General features: G+C 71.4%; 15 protein-coding genes, 1 tRNA gene and 1 pseudogene. 11 read left to right on the top strand and 6 right to left on the bottom strand.

Going from position 1 to position 18,490, the window contains the following annotated elements; genetic code table 11:
• Window positions 1-50: 50 nt before the first annotated feature.
• Together fdhD and V7E45_RS06515 are read right to left on the bottom strand one after the other, a co-directional pair.
• Complete coding sequence (gene fdhD, locus V7E45_RS06520; protein ID WP_333773111.1) at window positions 51-899, bottom strand: formate dehydrogenase accessory sulfurtransferase FdhD; 849 nt, start codon at window positions 897-899, stop codon at window positions 51-53.
• Window positions 900-906: 7 nt separating this feature from the next.
• Window positions 907-1,100 (bottom strand): annotated as a pseudogene (locus V7E45_RS06515) (2Fe-2S iron-sulfur cluster-binding protein); the annotation flags it as partial.
• Window positions 1,101-1,289: 189 nt separating this feature from the next.
• On the opposite strand from V7E45_RS06515, the gene V7E45_RS06510 reads away from it, so the two are divergent.
• From V7E45_RS06510 to V7E45_RS06495, 4 genes are all read left to right on the top strand, one after another.
• Complete coding sequence (locus V7E45_RS06510) at window positions 1,290-2,237, top strand: beta-ketoacyl-ACP synthase III (RefSeq protein WP_333773110.1); 948 nt, start codon at window positions 1,290-1,292, stop codon at window positions 2,235-2,237.
• A 218-nt stretch (window positions 2,238-2,455) separates the two neighbouring features.
• Window positions 2,456-3,133, top strand: coding sequence for a GntR family transcriptional regulator (locus tag V7E45_RS06505; protein WP_333773109.1), 678 nt, complete (start codon window positions 2,456-2,458; stop codon window positions 3,131-3,133).
• Between the two features lie 227 nt (window positions 3,134-3,360).
• Entirely contained in the window at window positions 3,361-4,980 is a 1,620-nt protein-coding gene (locus V7E45_RS06500) for an aldehyde dehydrogenase family protein (RefSeq protein ID WP_333773108.1), read from the top strand.
• Window positions 4,951-5,038: transfer RNA gene (locus tag V7E45_RS06495), tRNA-Leu, on the top strand. Before V7E45_RS06500 ends, V7E45_RS06495 begins: the two co-directional genes overlap by 30 nt.
• Before the next feature lie 190 nt (window positions 5,039-5,228).
• On the opposite strand, the gene V7E45_RS06490 is transcribed toward V7E45_RS06495, so the two are convergent.
• The 3 genes from V7E45_RS06490 to V7E45_RS06480 all read right to left on the bottom strand — a co-directional run bounded on the left by V7E45_RS06490 (window position 5,229) and on the right by V7E45_RS06480 (window position 7,657).
• Window positions 5,229-6,560 carry a L,D-transpeptidase gene (locus tag V7E45_RS06490; protein ID WP_333773107.1) on the bottom strand — a complete coding sequence of 444 codons (1,332 nt, stop codon included), beginning with the start codon at window positions 6,558-6,560 and terminating at the stop codon, window positions 5,229-5,231.
• A gap of 171 nt (window positions 6,561-6,731) precedes the next feature.
• Window positions 6,732-7,025, bottom strand: coding sequence for a hypothetical protein (locus tag V7E45_RS06485; RefSeq protein WP_333773106.1), 294 nt, complete (start codon window positions 7,023-7,025; stop codon window positions 6,732-6,734).
• Window positions 7,022-7,657, bottom strand: a complete 636-nt coding sequence (locus V7E45_RS06480; RefSeq protein WP_333773105.1) for a ParA family protein — start codon at window positions 7,655-7,657, stop codon at window positions 7,022-7,024. Before V7E45_RS06480 ends, V7E45_RS06485 begins: the two co-directional genes overlap by 4 nt.
• 676 nt (window positions 7,658-8,333) lie before the next feature.
• Between V7E45_RS06480 and fusA the strand changes: the two genes are divergently transcribed.
• From fusA to V7E45_RS06465, 3 genes are all read left to right on the top strand, one after another.
• The gene (fusA, locus tag V7E45_RS06475; RefSeq protein WP_333773104.1) at window positions 8,334-10,406 is read left to right on the top strand and encodes an elongation factor G; all 2,073 of its coding nucleotides are present in this window, start codon (window positions 8,334-8,336) and stop codon (window positions 10,404-10,406) included.
• A gap of 606 nt (window positions 10,407-11,012) precedes the next feature.
• Window positions 11,013-11,360, top strand: coding sequence for a carboxymuconolactone decarboxylase family protein (locus V7E45_RS06470; protein WP_333773103.1), 348 nt, complete (start codon window positions 11,013-11,015; stop codon window positions 11,358-11,360).
• A gap of 35 nt (window positions 11,361-11,395) precedes the next feature.
• Window positions 11,396-12,229, top strand: coding sequence for a class II glutamine amidotransferase (locus V7E45_RS06465; protein WP_333773102.1), 834 nt, complete (start codon window positions 11,396-11,398; stop codon window positions 12,227-12,229).
• A gap of 60 nt (window positions 12,230-12,289) precedes the next feature.
• Here V7E45_RS06465 and V7E45_RS06460 read toward each other — a convergent pair whose 3' ends face one another.
• A complete protein-coding gene (locus V7E45_RS06460; RefSeq protein WP_333773101.1) occupies window positions 12,290-13,579 on the bottom strand; it encodes an ROK family transcriptional regulator in 1,290 nt (429 codons plus the stop codon).
• A 195-nt stretch (window positions 13,580-13,774) separates the two neighbouring features.
• Here V7E45_RS06460 and V7E45_RS06455 point away from each other — a divergent pair, with 195 nt between their 5' ends.
• The 4 genes from V7E45_RS06455 to V7E45_RS06440 are packed head-to-tail and all read left to right on the top strand — an operon-like array spanning window position 13,775 to window position 18,330.
• Entirely contained in the window at window positions 13,775-15,091 is a 1,317-nt protein-coding gene (locus V7E45_RS06455) for an ABC transporter substrate-binding protein (protein WP_333773100.1), read from the top strand.
• Between the two features lie 5 nt (window positions 15,092-15,096).
• Window positions 15,097-16,083, top strand: coding sequence for a carbohydrate ABC transporter permease (locus V7E45_RS06450; protein WP_333773099.1), 987 nt, complete (start codon window positions 15,097-15,099; stop codon window positions 16,081-16,083).
• Window positions 16,084-16,096: 13 nt separating this feature from the next.
• Window positions 16,097-16,936, top strand: a complete 840-nt coding sequence (locus V7E45_RS06445) for a carbohydrate ABC transporter permease (protein ID WP_333773112.1) — start codon at window positions 16,097-16,099, stop codon at window positions 16,934-16,936.
• On the top strand, window positions 16,933-18,330 hold the full coding sequence (locus V7E45_RS06440) for a GH1 family beta-glucosidase (protein WP_333773098.1): 1,398 nt from the start codon (window positions 16,933-16,935) through the stop codon (window positions 18,328-18,330). Before V7E45_RS06445 ends, V7E45_RS06440 begins: the two co-directional genes overlap by 4 nt.
• Window positions 18,331-18,490 lie beyond the last annotated feature (160 nt).

Raw genomic sequence — 18,490 nt, 5'->3', positions numbered from 1 at the left:
CCCCGCCCCCGGTGCCCCCGCCGCCGTGCCGTGAGTCCGTGAGGGGACCGTCAGTCCCGGCCGGCCGCGGCCGGTACGGCGACGCGGTCCTCGCCCGCGTACACGTTCATCGAGCTGCCCCGCAGGAATCCCACCAGGGTCAGCCCGGTCTCGGCGGCCAGGTCCACCGCGAGCGACGAGGGCGCCGACACCGCCGCCAGCACCGGGATCCCCGCCATCACCGCCTTCTGCGCCAGTTCGAACGAGGCCCGGCCCGAGACCAGCAGCAGCGTCCGCGACAACGGCAGGTCACCGTTCTGCAGCGCCCGCCCGACCAGCTTGTCTACCGCGTTGTGCCGGCCGACGTCCTCCCGTATGTCCAGCAGCTCACCGTCCTCGCTGAACAGGGCGGCCGCGTGCAGGCCACCGGTCCGGTCGAACACCCGCTGCGCCGCCCGCAGCCGGTCCGGCAGGCTCGCCAGCAGCCGCGGGGTCACCCGGACCGGGGGAGTGTCGGCGATCGGCCAGCGCGCGGTCGTGCGCACGGCGTCCAGACTGGCCTTCCCGCACAACCCGCACGACGACGTCGTGTACACGTTCCGCTCCAGCGTGAACTCCGGCAGCGCCACACCCGGGGCGGTCTTCACGTCGACCACGTTGTACGTGTTCACGCCGTCGGCGGTCGCCCCCGCGCAGTAGACGATGTTCTGCAGATCGTCGACGGTCGCCAGCACACCCTCGCTCACCAGGAACCCCGCCGCCAGCGCGAAGTCGTCACCCGGCGTCCGCATGGTGATCGCCAGAGGCTTGCCGTTCAGCCGGATCTCCAGCGGCTCCTCGGCGACGAGCGTGTCCGGCCGGCTGGACACCGCCCCGTCCCGGATCCGGAGGACCTTGCGTCGTTCCGTGACTCGTCCCATGTCCTGATCAGCCCCGGTTCTGTCGTACGAGTGGCCGAGAACGGCCCCTGATGCGGAGATTGCCGTTGGCGACCGGGCCGTCGTGCGGCGAGGTGACCTCAGCGCTCTCATTGTCCTGCACATGGAGCGTGAGGTGGCGGCCCACTGCGCGGTACCGCCCACCGTCGTCGTCCCCGTCCGCCCGGACCCGTCCCAGGTACCCCGGCCCGCGTCCCGCACCCCGGCTTCGGCGCCCGGGCCACCCGGCGGACGTCGCGCGGACCGGCCGGGACTCTGCGGAAGCCGACAACACAGGCGCCAGTTTCCTGTGACTTCACCTGCCGTCGTACCCGTGAGTCACTGATCAGACTGGTGGATCCCGCTACCCACGGCAACGAGGGGACCCCCGCCATGAACGGCTCGCGCATCGCCGCCATCGGTCACTACCAGCCCGCCAGGGTCCTCACCAACGAGGACCTGGCGGGCATGGTCGACACCAGCGACGAATGGATCCGCAGCCGGGTGGGCATCCGCACCAGACACATCGCCGGCGCCGACGAACCGGTCGACGAACTCGCCGCGCACGCCGCCGCCAAGGCACTCGCCGCCGCGGGACTGGCCCCGGACGACATCGACCTGGTCCTCGTGGCCACCTCCACCGCCATCGACCGGTCGCCGAACACCGCGGCCCGGGTCGCCGCCCGGCTCGGCATCCCGCGCCCGGCCGCCATGGACGTCAACGTCGTCTGCGCCGGCTTCACCCACGCCCTCGCCACCGCCGACCACACGATCCGGGCGGGCGCGGCGACCCGGGCCCTGGTCATCGGCGCCGACAAGATGTCCGAGGTCGCCGACTGGAGCGACCGCAGCACCTGCGTCCTGGTCGGCGACGGGGCGGGGGCCGCCGTGATCGAGGCGTGCGCGCCGGGCCGGGAAGCGGGGATCGGGCCGGTGCTGTGGGGATCGGTGCCGGAGATGGGCCACGCCGTGCGCATCGAGGGCACCCCGCCGCGGTTCGCGCAGGAGGGGCAGAGCGTGTACCGCTGGGCCACCACCCAGCTGCCGCCCCTGGCCCGCAGCGCCTGCGAGAAGGCCGGGATCGCCCCCGCCGACCTGGCCGCGGTCGTCCTGCACCAGGCCAACCTGCGCATCATCGAACCGCTCGCGCAGAAGATCGGCGCCGTCAACGCCGTGATCGCCCGCGATGTCACCGAATCGGGCAACACCTCCGCCGCCAGCATTCCGCTCGCCCTGTCCAAGCTGCTGGAGCAGGGCGCGGTCCGCGGCGGCGATCCGGTCCTGCTGTTCGGTTTCGGCGGGAACCTCTCGTACGCCGGACAGGTCGTACGGTGCCCGTGAGGCCGACCGCGGGGACGCTCGGGAGGACGTGACGCGCCCAACCCCCTCGCCCGGCCTCTGTGCACCGCAGACTGTAGACAAAAGACAATCCACAGTGGGCAGTCCACCGTGCGCGGCATACGACCGACCGCACACGACCCGCCGCACACGGTCCGCCGCAGACGACCATCTGCACAACGGCCCGCCGCGTACGGCACCTGCCCGGGAGGGGGACCGCGATGCTGTCGACCGGACTGCCGCAAGGAGCCGTGCCCAGGCTGGAACGCCCCGGCCCGCTGCGCGACCGCGTGTACGAGGCGCTGCTGGAGCTGATCACCACACGCGCCCTGCGTCCCGGCCAGCACCTGGTGGAGAGCGAACTCGCCGGCCACCTCGGCGTGTCCCGGCAGCCCGTGCGGGAGGCCCTGCAGCGGCTCAACACCGAGGGCTGGGTCGATCTGCGGCCCGCCCAGGGCGCGTTCGTGCATGTGCCCACTCCCGAGGAGGCCGACCAGCTCCTCACGGTCCGTACCCTCCTGGAGGCCGAGGCGGCCCGGCTCGCGGCCCTGAACGCCGACCAGGCGGGCATCCATGCTCTCCAGGACATCGTCCGGCAGGGCTGGGTGGCCGTGGCCGAGGACGACGTGCACCGCGCCGTCGCCCTGAACGCGGCCTTCCACCGCAAGGTCATGGAGATGGCCGGCAACAAGGTCCTGACCGGACTCGCCGCCCAGGTCGACCGCCGGGTCCGCTGGTACTACGCGCCGGTGGCCGGGCTGCGCGGCGGCACCGCCTGGCAGGAGCACCAGGACCTCGTCCAGACCATCACCGACCGCGACGACCAGGGCGCCGGCCGCCTGATGCGCGAACACACCGAGCTCACCCGCCAGGCGTACCACCAGCACAACGAGGCCTGACCGACGCCGCCCAGCGTCGGGCCGCCGAGGGGGCAGTGACTTCACTCATAGTCCCTGCCCGGTGACTGTCGGCTTTCCCGACCTGTCGGTAACTTCTCCGTTCACGCCGCGCTGCCCGCCCCCGGGCCGTCCGGCGCGCACCCAGGCCGGTCGACCCGGCCCTCCCGCGTTTCTCGCGGCCTTCCCGCACCTTTCTCTCGACCGTGCACCGAGAGCGGAGCAACCGAATGGCATCCACCCTCACCGCGTCCCCCCTCAGCCGCAAAGCCGGCACGTCCTGGCCCGAGGCGTGGCAGCGCTGCCTCGCCGCCGCACCCGAGGCGTTCCGGGACGACCGCGTCCTCAACCTCTGGAACGCCGGCTGGCACGCCGACGGCCGGGCCCTGCCCGCCACCAGCCCGGTGGACGGCACCCCCATAGCCGGCCCGCCCCGGCTGGACCGGGCCGTCGCCCGGCACGCCGTACGGGCAGCGCTCGACCAGCACCGCGCCTGGCGGCACGTCCCGCCGGCCGAGCGCCGGGCGCGGGTCGCCGCCACGCTCGACGCGCTCGCCGGGCACCGCGACCTGCTGGCCCTGCTGCTCGTCTGGGAGATCGGCAAGCCGTGGCGGCTCGCCCGGGCGGACGTCGACCGGGCCATCGACGGCGTCCGCTGGTACGTCGACGGCATCGAACCCATGATCGCCGGCCGGGCCCCGCTGGACGGGCCCGTGTCCAACATCGCGAGCTGGAACTACCCGATGAGCGTCCTCGTCCACGCCCTGCTGGTGCAGGCGCTCGCGGGCAACGCGGTCATCGCCAAGACCCCCACCGACGGCGGCGTCGCCTGCCTCACCCTGGCCTGCGCGCTCGCCGCCCGCGAGGGACTCCCCGTCACGCTCGTCAGCGGCAGCGGCGGAGAACTCTCCCAGGCGCTGGTACGGGCGCCCGAGATCGGCTGCGTCTCCTTCGTCGGCGGCCGTGACACCGGTGCCGCGGTCGCCACGGCCGTGGCCGACCTGGGCAAGCGGCACGTGCTGGAACAGGAGGGCCTGAACACCTGGGGGATCTGGAACCACTCGGACTGGGACACCTTCACCGCGCTCGTGCCCAAGCTGTTCGACTACGGCAAACAGCGCTGCACCGCCTACCCGCGCTTCGTGGTCCAGCGCGACCTGTTCGACGCGTTCCTCGCCGCCTACCTGCCGGCGGTCCGCGCGCTGCGGGTCGGCCACCCCCTGGCGGTCGAGCACCCGGATGACCCGTTCCCGGACCTGGACCTCGGTCCGGTCATCAACGCGGCCAAGGCCAAGGAACTACGCGACCAGGTCACGGAGGCCGTCGACCGCGGTGCCGTCCCCCTCTTCCGCGGCGATCCGGCCGCCGCCCGCTTCCTGCCCGGCCAGGACACCTCCGCCTACGTCCAGCCCGTCACCCTCCTCGACCCGCCCCGCTCCTCACCGCTCCACCACGCGGAACCCTTCGGCCCCGTCGACACCATCGTCCTGGTCGACACGGAGGCCGAACTGCTGGCCGCCATGAACGCCTCCAACGGCGCCCTGGTCGCCACCCTGTCCACGGACGACCGGGCCACGTTCGAGCGACTGGCCCCGCAGATCCGCGCCTTCAAGGTCGGCCACGGCAGGCCCCGCTCCCGCGGCGACCGCGACGAACTCTTCGGCGGCTTCGGCGCCTCCTGGCGCGGCGCCTTCGTCGGCGGGGAACTGCTGGTACGGGCGGCCACCGCACGGAATACGCAGGTGAAACGCACTCCGAAACCTTGGTATTGTTGTCCATGTCGCCGCGGGGAACGCCCCGCAGGGCGGCAGACACACCTGGTCCGGGTGGCGGAATGGCAGACGCGCTAGCTTGAGGTGCTAGTGCCCTTTATCGGGCGTGGGGGTTCAAGTCCCCCCTCGGACACCAGCGAAGACCCCAGTGCATCTGGGGTCTTCTTCTGTTTCACCACGCACGGCGTGGCCGGCCTCCACCCTCGGGGCCCGCCCGCCCGCCTCGCTCGGTAGGGCTCGAGCCGCCGCGGGCGGCGGCCGACAGGGAGCCGGCCCGCCGCCCGGCGGGGATTCGAGTCGCCGCACGTGAAGTGAGCGAGGTGGCGTCAGCCGGTCGCGCTGCCCGAGACCCACTCGCTCCACGGCATGTTCCAGTCGCTGAGGCCGTTGCCCGGGGCCAGCTTGGTCTTGTCCTGGGAGTTCTTGATGATCACGACGTCGCCGATCATCGAGTTGTCGAAGAACCACGCGGCAGGCGTCCTGCTGCTACCGCCGCCCCTGACGTCCTTCAGACCCACGCAGCCGTGGCTGGTGTTGACCTTGCCGAAGACCGCGTCGGTGCCCCAGTAGTTGCCGTGGATGAAGGTGCCGGAGTCGGTCAGGCGCATGGCGTGCGGTACGGCCTTGATGTCGTACGACGGCTTGCCGTCCTTCTCCGTGAGGCCGACGGTCGCACCGTTCATGTGGATCTGCCGGAACTTCTCGGAGATGACCATCCGACCGTTGTACGTCGGGTGCTCGGCGCTGCCGGACGAGATCGGGATGGTCTTGATCTTCTTGCCGTCCCGCACGACGGTCATCTGCTTCGTCTTGGCGTCGACGGTGCTGATCTGGCTCCGGCCGATCTTGAACGTGACCGTCTTCTGGACGCCGCTGCTGCTGAGCGTGACGGTGACGGTGGAGCCCGGCTTCCAGTAGTTCTGGGGGCGGAAGTCCAGACGGTGATCGTTGAACCAGTGGCCGACGACCTGCTGGCCGCCGCTGGAGCTGACCTGGATCGCCGACTGCACGGCCGCCCTGTCGGCGACCGCCTTGCCGAAGTCGACCGTCACCGGCATGCCCACGCCGACGGTCGAGCCGTTCTCGGGGGACAGGTGCCCGATGAAGTTGTTGGCCGGGGAGACCGTGGTGATCGTGGCGTTCCCGGTGACGGAGCGGCCCTGGGCGTCCACGGCCTCGGAGGCGACCTGGTACTTCGTGGCCCGCTCCAGCCGGCCGGTCGACTTCCAGGACGTGCCGTCAGCGGACAGGGTGCCCGCGACCTCGGTACCGGACGCGACGGCGGTCACGGTCACCTTGGTGAGCTTGCCGTTGCTGACGGTGACCACGACGGGCCTGTCGACGCCGACGTTGTTGGAGCCCGGCCCAGGAGTGATCTTTATTCGGGCGTCCGAGGGCGCCTGAGCGGCCGCCGACGCCTGATCTCCCTGCGTCTGCGTCTGAGTCTGAGTCTGCGTCTGGGCCTGGGTCTGCGCCTTTGCCGGTGCGGGTGCCGACGACTGCGTGGGCGTCGGCGCCTGTGAGGTCGGCTGGGTCCCGGTGCCGTTGCCGCCGGTGGCGGCGTGACTGGTACCGCCGAGGGCCGTGAGGGCGAGTGCACCGCCGATTACGCCGGCCGTAGCCATCAGCCCGGTGCGTCGCTTACGTGCCGTGATCAAACGCTTCTCCCATGCCACTGGTCGTTGAATCCCTGGAGCCGTTCGCACGAAGACGTGCGACCGGCCGTAAAGAGCCATTTTTATGCATTCATCCGCTGAAACGGACAAATTGTGGCGGATTCCACGTGAGGGGAGACAGTGCCGTGTCGAGGTCCGGGAACGGATCGACCGTCACACAGTGTGTTCATCCTGGTCGGCTCGCCGGTCCTGCCGCGACGGTCGCAGGACCGCCTCGCCCGCGCGCACGAGTGCGGACAGTTGTTGCCCGGCCCAGCGGCTGAGGTCCCGCGCGGGGGCCGTGTCCAGTTCGATGGTCACCTTGACGTAGCGGGTGTCCAGTGGCGTGACCTGGGTGAGAGCGAACGCGGAGGGCGGGGGAGCGGCGGGGGCCGTGGGAGCCGTCGGGGGTGTGGTCTCCGGTCGACGCCGCAGTGCGGCGCGGTAGGTGTCCTTGCGCTGGTTCATACCGCGTCCTGACGTTTGACGAGTTCCTCGGCGAGGTCCATGTACGCGGTGCCCTTCACCTCGACAGGGCTGCCGAAGGACTGGGAGTACAGGTCGAGCCGGGGGATGTGCGTGGTCAGCACGTCGAAACCCCGCTCGGTGAGGGCTTCGCGGGCATCGGCATCGGGGCCGGTACGGGTGGCGTCCGGGCGGTTCGTGCGGTTCAGCAGGACGGCGGCGCGGGCCGGCCGGGAGCGCAGCGACTGCATGTCGTCCATCTCCCGGTCGATGGGCGCCATCCGGTCCAGCTCGATCGGGGCCGGGGTCACGGGAATGATCCACTCGCTCGCGTACCTCATGACCCCCCGGGCGATCTGGGCGTGATCCTCCATCTGCGGGGCGTCGAACACCACGGCCCGCCGGTTGTCGAGGAAGTCGTTCACCCGCCGGTGCACGTCACCCACCGGCAGGGCGAGCACGGGAAACGGGAATCCGCCCGCGAGCTCGCTCCACCGCAGCGCCGAGGACGCGGGGTCGCTGTCCACGAGCAACGGCGACAGGCCCGACGCGTGCAGCGCGTGGGCCAGCCAGACGGCGCTGGTCGTCTTTCCCACCCCGGGTTTCAGATTCACGAACGCATAGCTCAGAGGCACGGGAGCCGACGCTAGCGGGCGAGCGCCTGCGGCTTCCGACGACGCGTGATCGCCGTACGAGGTTCACCCGGTGGCGCCGGTGAATCATTCGCGCGGGCTAATGCGTGACACCGGCGAGGAGTCGGTGGTCTCCCTGAGCGCGCCGCGGGCGCAGGCGCCGGAAAATCAGGTGCTCCGGCCGAGCGATCTCTCGTACCGTCGTCGCGTACCGGGCGCCGCGACTTCACGGCGGCGCGCGCCGCTGCACACACAGACACCGAGGGGAGCCGACCGTGCGTGACCGCACCGCCGTCGTCGTCCCCCCGTCGCGGTCAGAGGTGATCCTGGTGTCCTCGTCCGTCCGGTGCCCGCTGCGCGGCCGGCACCGGACCCCGTGACGAGTCACTGACCCGGTTCACTCGTACTCGCCCCTCCCGTCCACCGCGGACCGGCACGCCTCCTGTTCACCGGGGGCCGGCCGGGTTCGCATCCCGCGGCCCGGGAGGCCGGCGCCGGTGAGACCCCTGTCCGGGACACCTCCGCCTGGGACCCCCCGTCCGGGAAACTTCCGTTCGGGAGGCCTCCGTCCGGGATACCACGGGCCGGAAGAACCTCGTCCGGGATACCCCGGGCCGGAAGAGCTCCGTCCGGGAAATCGCGCTGCCCCCTTCCCTGAACCGCAGAAAGGCCATGGGCCGTGCGCACTCACGTCAACGACCTCGCGACCGTCCGCAACCTCGGCATCCTCGCCCACGTCGACGCCGGCAAGACCACCGTCACCGAGCGGATCCTCTTCGCGACGGGCACCACCCACAAGCGCGGGGAGGTCCACGACGGCACCACCGTCACCGACTTCGACCCCCAGGAACGCGACCGCGGCATCACCATCTTCGCCGCCGCCGTCAGCTGCGCCTGGGCCGGACACCGCATCAACCTCATCGACACCCCCGGCCACGTCGACTTCGCCGACGAGGTCGAACGCTCGCTGCGCGTCCTCGACGGGGCCGTCGCCGTCTTCGACGCCGTCGCCGGGGTCGAGCCGCAGAGCGAGTCGGTGTGGCGGCAGGCCGACCGGTACGGCGTCCCGAGGATCGCGTTCGTCAACAAACTCGACCGCGCGGGCGCAGACCTCGACCGGGCCGTCGACTCCATCCGGGAACGGCTGCACCCCGCCCCACTGGTCGTGCAGCTGCCCATCGGCGCCGAAGGCGACTTCACCGGCGTCGTCGACCTGGTGCGCATGCGCGCGCTGGTGGGCGACGACGGCGGTGGTGGTACGGCGGTGGAGGCGCCGGTTCCCGAAGCGCTGCGGGAGGAGGCCCTTCGCCGGCGCCGCACGCTGGAGGAGGCGGTGGCCGAGCTGCATCCGGCCGCGCTGGAGGAGTTCTGCGACCGCGAGACCCTGTCCGCCGCCACCCTGACCGCCTGCCTGCGCGATCTCACCCGCACCGGTGACGGCGTGGTCGTCCTGTGCGGCTCCGCCTACCGCGACCGCGGCATCGAACCGCTGCTGGACGCGGTGGTGGCCTACCTGCCGTCACCGCTCGACGTGCCCGCCGTACGCGGCGTCCACGAGGGCACCGAACAGCGGCGGGCCGCCGAACCCGGGGCGCCGTTCGCCGCGCTGGCGTTCAAGGTGAACGCGAGCGGCACCGGGCGCCTGACCTGTGTACGCGTCTATTCGGGCACGATCGAGAAGGGAGACACCGTGTGGGACCCCGGCACCGGGCGCACCGAGCGGGTGGCACGGATCATCCGCCTCATGGCGGACCGGCACCTCCAGCTCGACCGGGCCGTCGCCGGTGACATCGTCGCGCTGGCAGGGCTGAAAGGCGCGCGGGCCGGGTCCACCCTCTGCGACCCGGGCGCCCCGCTGCTCCTGGAACGCCCCGTGGTCGCCGAACCCGTGGTGTCCGTGGCCGTCGAGGCGCGCCGCGCCACCGACAGCGGCCGGCTGGCGACGGCACTGGCGCGGCTCGCCGAGGAGGACCCCTCACTGGTCGTCCGCACCGACGGCGAGACGGGACAGACGGTGCTGTCCGGAATGGGTGAACTGCATCTGGAGGTGGCCGTGGAGAAGATCCGCCGCGACGGCGGGCCCGAGGTGACCGTGGGACGGCCACGGGTCGCGCACCGCGAGACCGTCGTACGTGGAGTCGGCGGGCTTGTCTTCCGGCACGTCAAACAGGACGGCGGAGCTGGGCAGTTCGCCCATGTCGTCCTGGACGTGGAGCCGCTCACGGGTGAACCGGCCGCGGCCGGCTTCGAGTTCCGGTCCACGGTGGTCGGCGGACGGGTGCCGCAGGAGTACGTGCGCGCGGTGGAGGCCGGCTGCCGGGACGCCCTGTCCGACGGGCCGCTCGGCGGCCACCCGGTGACCGGGCTGCGGGTCACGCTGACCGACGGCTCGACCCATGTGAAGGACTCCTCCGACATGGCCTTCCGCACCGCCGGGCGACTGGGCCTGCGGGAGGCGCTGCGCGCCTGCTCGATGGCCCTGCTGGAACCGGTGGCCGAGGTCACGGTCACCGTGCCCGAGGACGCGGTCGGCGGGGTGCTCGGTGACCTGGCCGCCCGGCGCGGCCGGATCAGCGGCTCCGAGAGCAGGGGCGGTGCGGCGGTCCTGACCGCCACCGTGCCGCTGGCCGAACTCTTCGGCTACGCGACCCGGTTGCGCAGCCGCACCCAGGGCCGGGGCACCTTCACCACCCGCCCGGCCGGCTACGCACCGGCGCCCCAGCCGCAGCCGCGGTCGGTCGCGGCCCGGTAGCCGACGTAGCTGGTCGGTATACAGGCCGTGGGCTTGTGTACGCGGTATACGGTCCGCACCACGCACCGGTGATACGCGCGGTGCGGACCGTCCGGCGACCGCATGTCGTCGGGCGGGTACCGCCGACTGCATACCGCCTACCGCATCCCACCGCCCGGTGACCGGCCCACGCCGACCGGTCCACGCTGACGGGCGACGGTCGACCGGCGCCCACCGACCGGTGACGGTTGACCGGCCCCCACCGATGGTCGACCGCTGCCCGCTGCCCGCTGCCCGCTGCCCGCTGCCCGCTGCCCGGCCGCAGCCGCCAGTGCCCGTCGGCTGTCTACCGTCGCCCGTCGCCCGTCGCCCGGCGACTGTCGACCGCCGACCGCCGACCGCCGACTGTCTAGCGGCGACCGGCGACCGGCGACCGCCGACCGCCGACCGTCGGCCATAGCCCCCCGCCCCCCACCCCAGGCGAACCCGCGCACCCCACCACCGCACCCGCAGGCAACCCCACAGACCCGGGAATCACCCTCCCCGGGCGATGCGGATGGTCCAGGCACCGGATGAGGTGGAAGGCGGACACCACCGGCCCGGTTGCCCGGAAGGCGTGAGGCGAAGATGACCGACGAAATCACCGGCGCGAGCGGCATGGCCGCCCTCGCCGAGGCAGACGCTCCCGTTTTCGAGACGCTCGTCCACATGACCCTGGACACCTTCGAGCGGTCCGGACTCGACCCCGAGACCTATCTGCTCGCCCGTATCGCCGCCCTGGTGGCGCTGGACGCGGCGCCGGCCTCCTACCTGCTCAACATCGGCACGGCGGAGCAGTTGGGGGTGCCGTTCGAGAAGGTGCAGGGCACGCTCGTGGCGATCGCGCCGGTCGTCGGCAGTGCCCGGGTGGTGTCCGCGGCCCGGAACATCGGGGTCGCGTTCGACCTGGACCTGGCCGGGGCGGAGGAGGCATGACGCGCCGCGGCGAACCGGCGGGGAGGGCATGAGCCATGTGCCGTTGGCTGGCCTACTCGGGCACACCCCTGGTCCTCGAAGAGGTCCTTTACCGCCCTAAGCACTCGCTGATCGACCAGAGCCTGCACGCGCGGATGGGCGTCGAGACGACCAACGGCGACGGCTTCGGCATCGGCTGGTACGCGACACACGCGCGGACCCCGGCCGTCTTCCACGACGTCGGGCCGGCGTGGAGCAACCGCAACCTCCAGGAGATCGCCGGGCACGTCAGCGCACCGCTGTTCTTCGCCCACGTCCGGGCGTCGACGGGTACGGCGGTGCAGCAGACCAACTGCCATCCGTTCCGCCATGATCGCTGGATGTGGATGCACAACGGCGCGATCGCCAGCTTCCACCAGCTCCGCCGGCCGCTCCTCCTCGGCGTCGACCCGGCGCTCTTCGCGTCGGTCGAGGGCACCACCGACTCCGAGGCGATGTTCTACCTGGCGCTGACGTTCGGGCTGGACGAGGACCCGCCCGGTGCGGTGGCGCGGATGGTCGGCTTCGTCGAGCGCGTCGCGGACGAACACGGTGTGTCCGCGCCGATGCAGATGACGGTCGCGGTGGCCGACGGGGAGAGCGTGTGGGCGTTCCGGTACGCCAGCGAGGGCACGCCGAGGTCGCTCTACTACAGCCGCAGGGTGGACGACCTGAGGGCGCTGCACCCGGACACGGACTTCCTGCGGGACGTCTCGGACGAGACCCGCCTGGTGGTGTCGGAACCGCTGGGTGATCTCCCCGGCGCCTGGAACGAGGTACCGGCGAACACGTACGGAGTGGTGGAGCCGGGCAGCGACCGGCTCCAGGAGTTCCATCCCGAACTCCCCTGACGGCCGACCGACTTGACCGTCCCTCCGGCCGGCCCTCCGGCCGGCCCTCCGCTCACCCCCTCACACCAGTCTCCCGTCCAGCGCCGTCCGCCACGCGGGCGACGGTGCGGCCCGGTTCGCCGGCCGGGGGCGGCTGCCGCCGCAGGCGAAGAAGGCGGCGAGGGGGAGGACCGCCGCGCCGACGGTGACGGCGTCCGGTCCGAGGCGGCCCAGTTCGATGCCGACCCGGCCCGCGGGGAAGCGCAGGGCGTGCGCGAGGGCGTGGGCGCGGACCTCGTCCAGGAAGCCGCCGCCGAGCTGGAGCCCCGCCCAGCCGCCGATCAGGACGCGTTCGGGCTGGAAGAGGTTGATCAGGTCGGAGAGGCCGGCGCCCAGGTACTCGGCGGTCTCGGCGAGGACGGCCGCGGCCACCGGATCGGGGTCGGTGCCGCTCGTCGGGCGGGCCGCGGCGAGCAGTTCGGTGAGGGCGGTCTCCTCGCCCGCACCGGCGGAGGGGCGGCCGCCCGCCTCCCGCCAGCGGGCGACGAGTGCCTCCGCACCCGCGTAGGCCTCCAGGCAGCCGTGGGCGCCGCACCGGCACCGGCGGCCGCCGACCCGGACCGTCAGGTGCCCCCACTCCACCGCCCGCCCCTGGGCCGCCTCCTCGGTGACGACGCAGGCGCCGACGCCGGAGCCGAACAGGACGACCACGGCGTTGCGGGCCCCGCGTCCGCCGCCGGACCACATCTCGGCCTGGCCGAGCGTCTTGGCGCCGTTGTCGATGAAGTACGGCACGTCGTCGGGCAGTTGGCCGCTGCGGCGCAGAAGTCGTTCGAGCGGGACGGCGTCCCAGCCGATCGTCTGGCCGTGGACGACCGCGCCGTCCTCCCCGGTGTCCTCGATGATGCCGGGTACGCCGATGCCGACGCCGAGCAGGTCGCCCGGCTCGAGCCGGGCCGTGCGGAGCACTTCGGCGACGCCTTGGTGCACATGGCCGACGACCGCGTCGACGTCGTAGCCACGCGGGCCCAACGGCCTTTCGGCGCGAGCTAGTTCGGTGAGACCGAGGTCCAGCAGCTCCACCCGCACCCGCGTCTCGCCGACGTCGACGCCGATCAGCCGGCCGCTGTCCGGCCGTATCCGCAGCAGCCGGCGCGGCCGGCCGGCGTCGGAGCCGACGCTGCCGGCCTCCTCCACCAGGCCGTCGGCCAGCAGTTCGGCCACGACGTTGCTGACGGAGCCCGAACTCAGCCCGGTCGCCGGGCAGAGCGCCTGCCGGCTCATCGGGCCGTCGAAATACAAACGTTGCAGAACGCTGCTCCGGCTCTCCCGTCGCAGGTCACGCACCGTACGGCCGCCCAGCCCTGCCATCCGGCCTCCCTGGTTCGCGCGTTTTGAGGGCCCGCCGGGCCGGTCGACGTTGCCGGATCCCTTGACGAGCGTTTCTCTTGAGGTTTAACTCACATCCTAAATTAAGCCATGAGGGGCTTCGGGGGCCGCACGGGGTGTCGGTTCCCGCGAACGCCCCTCGGGGTCTTCGACTCCCGGAAAGGGACACCAGGAGCCATGCGCAGCATCCGAGCCGCGGCCGTAGGCGCCGTCACCATGTCTCTCGCCCTCGCGGCTACGGCCTGCGGAGGCGGTTCGTCGAGCGGCGGCGGGTCCAATGACTCGCCGAAGACGCTCACCTACTGGGCCTCCAACCAGGGCGCCAGCATCGCGATCGACAAGAAGGTCCTGCAGCCGGAACTCGACAAGTTCCAGAAGCAGACCGGCATCAAGGTGAAGCTGGAGGTCGTGCCCTGGTCCGACCTGCTCACCCGCATCCTCACCGCCACCACCTCCGGTCAGGGCCCGGACGTGCTGAACATCGGCAACACCTGGAGCGCCTCCCTGCAGGCGACCGGCGCGCTGCTGCCGTGGGACGCGAAGAACTTCGACAAGATCGGCGGCAAGGACCGGTTCGTCGACTCGGCGCTCGGCTCGACCGGAGCGCAGGGCAAGGACCCGGCGGCGGTGCCGCTGTACTCGATGGCCTACGCGCTCTACTACAACAAGCAGATCTTCGCCGACGCCGGCATCAGCAAGCCCCCGGCCACCTGGGACGAGTTGATCGCCGACGGCAAGAAGATCAAGGCGAAGGGCAAGAACGTCCTCGGCGCCGAGGGCTCCAACCTCTCGGAGAACATCCACCACGTCTTCGTCTTCGCCAAGCAGCACGGCGCCGACTTCTTCACCGCCGACGGCAAGCCCGACTTCACCAACCCCAAGGTCGTCGAAGCGGTCAAGCAGTACGTCGACCTGATGGCCAAGGACAAGGTCATCCCGACCAACGACGCCGAGTACGCCCAGAACCAGTCGGTCAGCGACTTCGCCAAGGGTAAGCAGGCCATGCTGCTCTGGCAGTCCGCCGCCGCCAACCTCAAGTCGCAGGGCATGAGCGACGGCGCGTACGGCATCGCCCCCGTGCCCGTCCGGTCCGGCGCCCCCGGCACCGGCGCGCAGACCAACTCGATGGTCGCCGGTATCAACATCGCCGTCTTCAAGAACAGCCACAACCTGGGCGGTGCGACCAAGTTCGTGAAGTTCATGACCAGCGACGCCGAGCAGAAGATCCTCAACACGGCGTACACGTCCATCCCGCCGGTCAAGTCCGCACAGGCCGACGCGGCGTTCAACTCCCCGGCCACCGCGGTGCTCAAGCAGACCCTGGCCACCAGCGCGGCCGCGCTCCCGCAGGTCGCGGCTGAATCACAGTTCGAGACGGCGGTCGGCACGGCCGTCAAGGACCTGTTCGCCGACGTAGCGGCCGGCCGCTCGGTGACCACCGACTCCGTCAAGGCGAAGCTGGAGAAGGCCCAGCAGCAGATGCCGGCGGCCTGAGCACCATGACCTCGACCGCTCTGAAGGAGCCGGTCCGCGAGAACTCCCCCGGGGCGGCGCGCGAACCCCGCCGCCGCCCCGGGCGGATCCGCCGGATCGGACTCCCGTACCTGCTGCTCCTGCCCGCCCTGCTCCTCGAACTCCTCGTCCACCTCGTGCCGATGGTCATCGGCATCGTGATGAGCTTCAAGGAACTCACCCAGCTCTACATCCGCGACTGGGGCAGCGCCCCCTGGTCCGGCCTCGGCAACTACAAGGTGTCGGTGGACTTCGACGCCCCCGTCGGCGAGGCGCTGCTGCACTCGTTCTTCGTCACCATCGGCTTCACCCTGCTCTCGGTCGTCCTGTGCTGGCTGATCGGCACCGCCGCCGCGGTCTTCATGCAGGACACCTTCCGCGGCCGCGGCCTGCTGCGCGCCCTGTTCCTGGTGCCGTACGCGCTGCCCGTCTACGCGGCCGTGATCACCTGGGTCTTCATGTTCCAGCACGACAACGGCCTGGTGAACCACGTCCTGCACGACCAGTTGCACCTCACCGACAAGCCGTCCTTCTGGCTCATCGGCGACAACAGCTTCTACGCGTTGCTCGTCGTGTCGGTCTGGAAGGGCTGGCCGTTCGCCTTCCTCATCGTGATGGCCGGACTGCAGAACATCCCCAAGGAGCTGTACGAGGCGGCCGCGCTGGACGGCGCCGGGGTGTGGCAGCAGATCCGCCGCATCACGCTGCCGTCGCTGCGCCCCGTCAACCAGGTCCTGGTCCTGGTGCTGTTCCTGTGGACGTTCAACGACTTCAACACCCCCTACGTGCTGTTCGGCAGGTCCGCCCCCGAGGCGGCCGACCTGATCTCCGTGCACATCTACCAGGCGTCCTTCGTCACCTGGAACTTCGGCACGGGCTCCGCCATGTCGGTCCTGCTGCTGCTGTTCCTGCTGGTCGTGACGGGCGTGTACCTCCTGTTCACCTCGCGCGGACGGAGGGCCGCCGATGTCTGACCCCAGTTCCCCGATGGCACCGCCGCGTTCGTTCACCTGGTCCCGACGGATCTTCCTGACCCTGCTCACCGCCTTCGTCCTGGTGCCCGTGTACGTCATGGTCTCCAGTTCGCTGAAGCCGCTGGCCGACGTCACGGACAAGTTCCGCTGGCTGCCGAGCGGTCTGACCATCCGGCCGTACATCGACATCTGGTCGACGGTCCCGCTCGCCAGGTACTTCGTGAACTCGCTGATCGTGGCGGGCGCGGCCACCGTCTGCTCCGTCGTCATCGCCGTGTTCGCCGCCTACGCCGTCAGCCGGTACGACTTCCGCGGCAAGCGCGTCTTCACGGTGACCGTGCTGTCGACCCAGATGTTCCCGGGCATCCTCTTCCTGCTCCCGCTGTTCCTGATCTACGTCAACATCGGCAACGCCACCGGCATCGCCCTGTTCGGCTCCCGCGGCGGGCTGATCCTGACGTACCTGACGTTCTCCCTGCCCTTCTCCATCTGGATGCTCATCGGCTACTTCGACTCGGTGCCGCGCGACCTGGACGAGGCGGCGCTGGTGGACGGCTGCGGGCCGCTGAAGGCGCTGTTCAGGATCGTCGTGCCGGCCGCGATCCCCGGCATCGTCGCGGTCGCCGTGTACGCCTTCATGACCGCGTGGGGCGAGGTGCTCTTCGCGTCGGTCATGACCAACGACACCACCCGCACCCTCGCCGTCGGCCTCCAGGGCTACTCCACCCTCAACGACGTCTACTGGAACCAGATCATGGCCGCCTCGCTGGTCGTCAGCGTGCCCGTGGTGGCCGGCTTCCTGCTCCTCCAGCGCTATCTCGTCGCCGGTCTGACGGCGGGCGCCGTCAAATGACCCACACCCCTGATCCCGAAGGGACTTCAGTGTCCGAACGCATCGACCTCGCCGCACTCCCGCACGACTTCCTGTGGGGCACGGCCACAGCGGCGTACCAGATCGAAGGCGCCGTCGCCGAGGACGGCCGTTCACCGTCGATCTGGGACACCTTCTCGCACACCCCGGGCAAGATCGCGAACGACGACAACGGCGACGTCGCCTGCGACCACTACCACCGCTGGCGCGAGGACATCGATCTGATGCGCCGACTCGGCACCAACGCCTACCGGTTGTCGGTCGCCTGGCCGCGGGTGATCCCCGGCGGGCGCGGCCCGGTCAACGCCAAGGGCCTGGCGTTCTACGACGAGTTGGTGGACGCCCTGCTGGAGGCGGGCATCACCCCGTCCGTCACGCTGTACCACTGGGACCTGCCCCAGGTGCTCCAGGACCGCGGCGGCTGGCCGGAGCGGGACACCGCCTTCGCCTTCGCCGACTACGCCGCCGTGGTCGCGCGCCGCCTCGGCGACCGCGTCAAGCTCTGGACCACCCTCAACGAGCCCTCCTGCTCGGCCTGGATCGGCCACCTCGAAGGCACGATGGCCCCCGGCTGGACCGACCTCACCGCCGCCGTCCGCGCCTCCTACCACCTGCTCCTCGGCCACGGCCTCGCCACCGGGGCGATCCGCGCCGCCGTCCCGGACGCCGAGGTCGGCATCGTCAACAACCTCTCCACCGTGCACGCCGCGACCGACCGCCCGGAGGACCTGGCGGCCGCCCGCCGGCACGACGGCCACGTCAACCGCTGGTGGCTCGACCCGGTGCACGGCCGCGGCTTCCCGGCCGACATGGTCGACACCTACGGCGTCGAACTCCCCGAGCGACCCGGCGACCTGGAGACCATCGCGAGCCGGCTGGACTGGCTGGGCCTCAACTACTACTTCCCGGCGTACGTCGCCGACGACCCCGACGGCCCGGCGCCCCGCGTGCGCGCCGTGCGCCGCCCGGACGTCCCGCGCACCGGCATGGACTGGGAGATCGACGCGAGCGGCATCGAGACCCTGCTGCTCCGCCTGACCGAGGAGTACGGCGCCCGGAAGATCTTCGTCACCGAGAACGGCTCGGCCTTCGAGGACGTGGTCCGCCCCGACGGCACCGTCGACGACCCGGAGCGCCAGGACTACCTGGAGCGCCACCTGGCCGCCTGCGCCGCCGCGGCCCGCAAGGGCGCGCCGCTGGCCGGGTACTTCGCCTGGTCGCTGCTGGACAACTTCGAGTGGGCTTACGGCTACGACAAGCGCTTCGGCCTGGTCCACGTCGACTACCGCACCCAGGTACGCACGATCAAGGGCAGCGGACACCGGTACGCGGACATCGTCCGCGTCCACCGCGGCCAGGCACGCCGGGCCGCCTGAGCCCGGCCCGGACGACCGGTGGGCGCGGGTACGGGAGCCCGCCCCCACCGGTCCCTCACTCCGCAGGCCGGGCACCCACCGGCCGCGCACCCGCCGGTCCCGCACCCGACCGGCATTTCTGGACTGTCATGCACGCGCCAATGCGCCAAATGAACGGACG

Source organism: Streptomyces sp. IBSBF 3136, from assembly GCF_036815105.1.
GTDB lineage: Bacteria > Actinomycetota > Actinomycetes > Streptomycetales > Streptomycetaceae > Streptomyces.
The sequence above is the reverse complement of the archived record's forward strand: the minus strand, read 5'-3'. Positions and strand labels throughout refer to the sequence as shown.